Source organism: Acinetobacter sp. GN11 (assembly GCF_054823985.1).
On sequence record NZ_JRVL01000104.1, the window covers coordinates 1 to 6,275 of the forward strand.

At 41.4% G+C, this 6,275-nt stretch carries 6 protein-coding genes; 1 reads left to right on the top strand and 5 read right to left on the bottom strand.

From position 1 onward, the window contains the following. Window positions 1–261 precede the first annotated feature (261 nt). Entirely contained in the window at window positions 262–1,320 is a 1,059-nt protein-coding gene (locus NL42_RS10775) for an AraC family transcriptional regulator (RefSeq protein WP_461312736.1), read from the top strand. A gap of 57 nt (window positions 1,321–1,377) precedes the next feature. On the opposite strand, the gene NL42_RS10780 is transcribed toward NL42_RS10775, so the two are convergent. From NL42_RS10780 to NL42_RS10800, 5 genes are read right to left on the bottom strand one after another with little or no spacing between them, the layout of a single operon-like run. Next, complete coding sequence (locus NL42_RS10780; protein WP_461312737.1) at window positions 1,378–2,325, bottom strand: SphA family protein; 948 nt, start codon at window positions 2,323–2,325, stop codon at window positions 1,378–1,380. 53 nt (window positions 2,326–2,378) lie between these two features. After that, complete coding sequence (locus tag NL42_RS10785; protein WP_461312738.1) at window positions 2,379–2,909, bottom strand: flavin reductase family protein; 531 nt, start codon at window positions 2,907–2,909, stop codon at window positions 2,379–2,381. Window positions 2,910–2,935: 26 nt separating this feature from the next. Further along, entirely contained in the window at window positions 2,936–4,174 is a 1,239-nt protein-coding gene (locus NL42_RS10790) for a styrene monooxygenase/indole monooxygenase family protein (protein WP_213033557.1), read from the bottom strand. Window positions 4,175–4,217: 43 nt separating this feature from the next. Continuing rightward, window positions 4,218–5,003, bottom strand: coding sequence for an SDR family oxidoreductase (locus tag NL42_RS10795; protein ID WP_445406155.1), 786 nt, complete (start codon window positions 5,001–5,003; stop codon window positions 4,218–4,220). Between the two features lie 12 nt (window positions 5,004–5,015). Beyond that, complete coding sequence (locus tag NL42_RS10800; RefSeq protein WP_461312739.1) at window positions 5,016–6,266, bottom strand: dienelactone hydrolase family protein; 1,251 nt, start codon at window positions 6,264–6,266, stop codon at window positions 5,016–5,018. Between the last annotated feature and the right edge of the window lie 9 nt (window positions 6,267–6,275).

Here is a 6,275-nt window from a genome sequence, read left to right on the forward strand (position 1 = left end):
GTCATGATGAGATTAACTTATAGCATCTTTTATATCCCCCTATTCTATTTCTCAAATGTATTAAATTGATGGAAAAAATCCGATGTAAAAATTTGAGAAAATCATATTAATTAGCGGTTAAATTGGTCTGTATTTTGCTTATATCTCATTGTAATTTGCGAGTAACTTAATTTTTTAAGTGCCGTATTTACTTGCTGTGCAGCGAAGTTTTAAAGCTTTTACAACACAAGTAAATACAGGAGTGAGCCAAAAGGGATAAATATGAACCAAGCCAACTCCCCAGAACTCAGTGGGCGTCATTTTCAAAATGAGTCTATCTTTACTGACCATAATTTGGTGTTTGATCATCACGATTTAAGCGAAACCTGCCGAAATGTAGGCCAAATTTTTAAACCGCATGATCTTAAAATCTCTCATCAAAAGCGAGATTTCAATGCAACCATGCACCATGTTAAAACAGGCGCACTATCTATTAGTCGCTTGGAATATGGCGCGGATGTCATTATTGAACCAGATCACCTTGATAACTTTTACCTCATTCAAATTCCAACTCAAGGCTACGCAGAAATCGAATTCGGTTCACAAAAGTTTATTTCTTATTCTCAAGTTGCTTCTCTTATTTCTCCTCAGCAATCTTTACGTATGCGCTGGCATGCGAACTCACCACAGCTCATTCTAAAAGTTTCAAAGGATGATTTTACTTACCATTGCCGTCAGCACATTGCCGATTCAGAAAACAACTTACTCGTTTTCGACCCAAAATTAGACTTTTCTACACAAAGTGGAGCCTACTTTTTACAGCTCGTTAGAACATTGATGGATGCTTTGGCTTGTGAACAACATCCGCTTCATCATCCTTTAGCCTTTAAACAATTTGAGTCAAATCTATTTAATGCACTCATTTATGGTCAACCTAATAATGCGTTACATAAAATTGATCAGTATAAAGAAAAAACAGTCTCTCCTTATTTTGTGAAGCGTACAGAAGCCTACATAAAAGAACATTTACACGAGCCGCTTAACGTCGAAATTTTGGCTGAACATGCTGGCGTGAGCGTAAGAACCCTATTTACTGGTTTTAAAAACTATTTGGGGACAACCCCAATGTCTTATTTAAAAGAATTACGCTTTGAACAGGCTCATTTAGAGCTGATGCATAATGAAAATCTATCGGTTACAGACGTTGCATTTAAATGGGGATTTACTCACTTAGGCCGTTTTTCTCAAGAGTACAAACGCCGTTATGGTGAGTTACCCTCGTCTACTCGCCGTTCTAGTCAAAGTGAAGGCTCAGGCTTAATTACTTCAATTTTTTCTTAAACTAAAAATAGATAAAAGCCTTTTATATTTATTGATATAAAAGGCTTTTTTTATGATTTAAAAATGATGGACATAACGAACTTGTAGACGTGTTCCCTCTGGACGGTTTTCAGCATCTTGCTCAAAATAAGCATTTGCAACCAAGTGATCATTTTTAGAAAAACTATACATCGCACCCGGACCAATTGCCCAGACTTGTTCACGTCTACCTTTGACTTTTTCACCATCCACTTCGGTATCAGTGACTTGTTTTAGCCAATAGCCATTTAGTCCTAAGCGAAACTGTTCAGTAATGGCATAGTCTGTTGCGAAGTTTGCATGAATTGCTTGCCCAGCTTGCATGTCATTTGCTCCAGCAAAAGCATAACTTGAGTCATCATTTTTAAAGTTATAGAGATAATGGATACGTGTGGATGCGGTCCATTTAGGATTAAACCAATACGTTGCAGCCCAATAAGGGTCAAATGAAACAGCGTTATTACTGGGGTTAATATCTTTTTGCCGATCGTATTCGCCAGTAGGTAAATTCACCTGAAACTCAAAACGATGTACAAACTTCGGCCCTTGCGCGCCCATGACTGGATCGAATTGAATAAAAGGTCCAATCATAATGTCCCCAAAGCCACTTTGGGCTTTAATAGCAGCATTATTTAAGCCATCATCCATGTCCATTTTGCTGACAAAAGGAATTAAAAAATTCATACCTAGGCTAGCTTTATCTTTTACTCGGATATTCGATAAGTAACTAATCTGCTCAACCAATACTTGATAATTTAAATCTGTTTTAGGTAAACCTAATTTTTGTCCATTGGCATCGACCAGTTTATTACTATCGTAATTTTGAAAGTAAGTTTGAGCATACCAGCCAGGCCCTGCGGGTAAACCTCCATCGAGAAAGCTGGTCATACCTAAATTTACGGTCGGTAAATCATAGGCATGTGTAACCAAAGGCAAACCCAACAATGTCCCTGCTAAAAATCCATGCTTAATTAAAGTGCTTTTCATCTTCTTATTTCCTATAAAAAAATCACGACCGGATTGATCGTGATTGTGGTGAATTAATGTGCTAATTCTGGATGCTCTACGGCAATCCGATACTTTCCTGCGTGGAATACCAATGGTTCACCTTGGCGTTGTTGGTATTGTTCAATTTGACCAATAAAAATCAGGTGATCGCCGCCTTCATACTGATTTACATTGCGGCAAACCAAGGTCGCGAGTGCATCGGTCAAAATAGGAACGCCTGCATTGCATTGCTGATGGGCAATGCCTGCAAATTTATCTTCAGCACCACGAGCAAAATGTCCTGAAAGCTGATGATGCTCTTGTGCCAACATGTGAATGGCAAAATATTCAGCCTCTACAAAATCAGACAAACTTGGCGCTGTTTTTGAAAGACTCCACAAAATTAATGGTGGGTCTAAAGACAGCGACGAAAATGAATTGGCTGTCATTCCTATTTTCCGACCATCTTTACCACGAGTTGTAATCACGGTAACGCCAGTTGCAAACTGTCCAAGCAAATTACGGATTTCTCTTGGGTTTTCAGCATTAATCGCTTGTAAAGCTAAAGTTTCAATTGTGTCCATTTTTCATATCTCCCTTTGACTATGACCTAGGCTACTTTTGCTGCGGTTTTTGAGGCCATGAATGCTTGAGCCTGATTTGCATCAAACCACCAAGGAGCAAAGGCACGAGGGTCATCAAAGTTATTGGCCATAATGGAAGCAATGCTCTGGTTTTGGCTTGCGGCTGCTAATAGCTCAACAACATGGGGTTGCGGCGGTACTAACAGGCTATTGGTCCAAGCCACCACTTTTTCTGCATAAGCCCAATAACGTTCAAAAGTTTGAACCATCCATTGTTCGCTAAAGTTTTGATTATCATTGGCTAAAATGGCATCGAAATAGATTTTGCTACACTTAGCAGCGTTGTTTGAGCCTTGACCAGTAATAGGGTCATTCACCACCAAGGCATCTGCCATACCAAAAATTTTCTTGCCAGATGGTAAGGTTAAAACAGGTTTACGTACTGTCGGCGGGAAACGTCCTGCTAAATATCCACCAGCATCGGTTAACTCAACATTCGCGCAGCGTTCATATTCCCAAGGCACAAATTTCTTGAGTAAATCCAAACTGCATTGCAAATGCTGTTCAGGTGTTTTGACATCTTGCCAGCAATCCATTGGCCCATTTGGAATACCTTCAAACACCATAATGTCGCAAGGACCATTTACTGTAAGTGCTGGAAATGAAAAGTATTCGCCCACTTCTGGAATAATATTAAAAGTCACACGAGAGTATGGCGAAATTGGCTTCATGTTTTTGACATAAGTCAATGCCAAAGCGCGCTGCGGTTTATCGAAAACACTGCGCACATCATCACGTTCAAACTGTTTAACGACTTCACCTTTACCAGCCGCGAGTAATACAAGCTCGTAGTCGTTTGCGAGTTGTTCTAACTCTTCTATACCCACATCCTGAATCACTAATCGACCGCCACGGCGTTCAAATTCTTCCATCCAATATGGCATTTTGACGCGTTGATCGACCGATTGAGCGTAACGCTCAAGCCGAGCACTCCATTCAAATGCTTTACCACCATTTTCAGGATTAACTAAAGCCAGCCCGATGCCTTCTACCGCTGGACATTGTTCTTCCCAAAAATTTAGTCCCAAGTCTCGTTCAGTTTGTAAAGCGGTATGAAACATACACTGGCTTGACATGACTTTACCTTGACGGATTTCATCGGCAGTTCGGTTGGTGATCATTGTCACGTCATAGCCTGTATCTAATAAGCCTAAACCAAGCTGTAAACCAGACTGTCCTGCTCCAACAATTGCGATACGGCGCATAATCTTCTCCATAATTTTCTAAATGTGCTTTTAAAACGCTGTGCTATTCGGCTAAACGTGGAATAGCGGGCTGTGATCCTTCAGGGCCCATCACTGAATATCCGCCATCGACCGCATAATCTGCTCCGGTGACAAAACTCGCAGCGGGTGACACTAAAAACAAAACCACGTTGGCGACTTCTTCGGGATGACCCAATCGGCCTAGTAAGTGATAATCGGCTGCCACGCTATCGGCTTTTTCACGGTTATTACTGCTGACTTCTGCAATGACACGAGACCATGTCCAACCTGGTGAAACTGAGTTGACGCGAATACCATCGGCAGCAAAATCCATTGCCATGCTTTGTGTGAGTTGACGAATCGCGGCTTTAGACACTGGATATAACCAGCGCCCTGTTTGTGCCACTTTGGCCGAAATGGAAGTAAAATTAACGATTGAACCTTGCTGCTTTTTTAGGTCATGATATAAAGCACGGCTCAGCTCAACTGTAGAGACCAAATTAATATCGAGTGCTTGTAACCAGTCTTGACGTGAAGATTTGAAACCGTCATCTAAATATGTACATGCCAGATTGACCAAGTAACTCACTTCACCTAAATGTTGATGAATATCTGCCACAGCTTGTTGAATAGCCGCATCACTGGTTAAATCGGTTTGAATAAACATCACATCATGATTAAAGCTTTCCGCAATTGCCTTGCCTTTGGCATCAATATCTAAGATAGCGACATGAGCACCTGCACTGACTAAGGCTTGCACAACGGCTTTACCAATCAGTGTTGCGCCACCGCTTACCACAGCGACTTTTCCTTTTAAATCTATATTCATTGCAGATACTCCTTAATTAACTGGCTTGCCTTCGCTACTTGACCAAGATGGCATCAACGTATTTGAAGGAAGATCTTCATCAAGAAGTTTTCGTGCTGTTTCGACACCTGCAACTGGTAAACCTGTCGGGTCTAATAAACCAATTTGAACAAGCACCGATGCTTGGTCCCAGTAAATATGCTCATGACACAGCTTTGAACCTCTGAACTGAATTACACCTAACATTGGAATCTCGACGTATTTACCAGTCGGTTTTACACCCGGTAATAACCAGTCAATTTCAGCATCGTGGGTAAAGCTCATAATGAACTCGTCTACCACTTGCGTTGAGCCAACCGTACGAGAGATAGAAGTGATCTTCATATCTTTCGGGTTTTGATGAACAAAGTGATATTGATAAAAACGAGCGAGCTGGCTTTGACCTACACCGCCAGTTAAGGTTGGAATATGGTTGACATAAGGTTCTGCGACCATTGTTGCCATGGTTGCTGGCACATCACGCGTATCAAACTCATGACGAATATGCTCTTCCCATAGCGCGACTAGGTCATATTTCGGTCCAATCGCGTCATGTAGAGCTGTTACTGTACGCTCGTGGGCAAAGCGTGCTGACGGTTTGTGATAATGATTGCTTTTTGGGCGTGCAAAAGCATGATCAACACCTTCGTAAACATAGGCTTGTACATTTGAATATTGGTTAGCTGCATCAACAATCGCTTGTCTTGCATCTGGCGGTGTAAATTGGTCCAGCTCTGCAATATGTAAAACCAAACGACCTTTTACGTTGGCTAACTCATCTAAGGCTTTTTCAATGCCTACACCGTAATAACCTACAGCACATGCCACGTCAGAAAGTCGACAGCCTGCCAGATAAGCTAGCTTTCCACCCAAACAGTACCCCACCACGCCGAGGCCTGTAGAAGTGTCACATTCTGGTCGAGTCTTTAAAAAAGATAAGCTGTCCTGAATATCTTCAACCCCAAGATTTTCATCATATTGCTGATAAAGCTCGAAAGCCTTTTGAAAATCTTCTGGTGTATAACCCAGTTCTATATTAGGTGCTACACGCCAAAATAAATCAGGAACTAAAACGGTATAGCCTTCTTCTGCAAGAAATTCTGCTTTTTCTCGCATGGCCGCATTCACCCCAAAGATTTCCTGACAAAGCACCACTCCAGGTCCTTTTCCTGTTCCTGGTGTTGTTAGATATGCACTGAACTGCTTTCCAGATGCAGTTTTAATTTGAACGGTTTGACCAGCCATAGTGTCAAC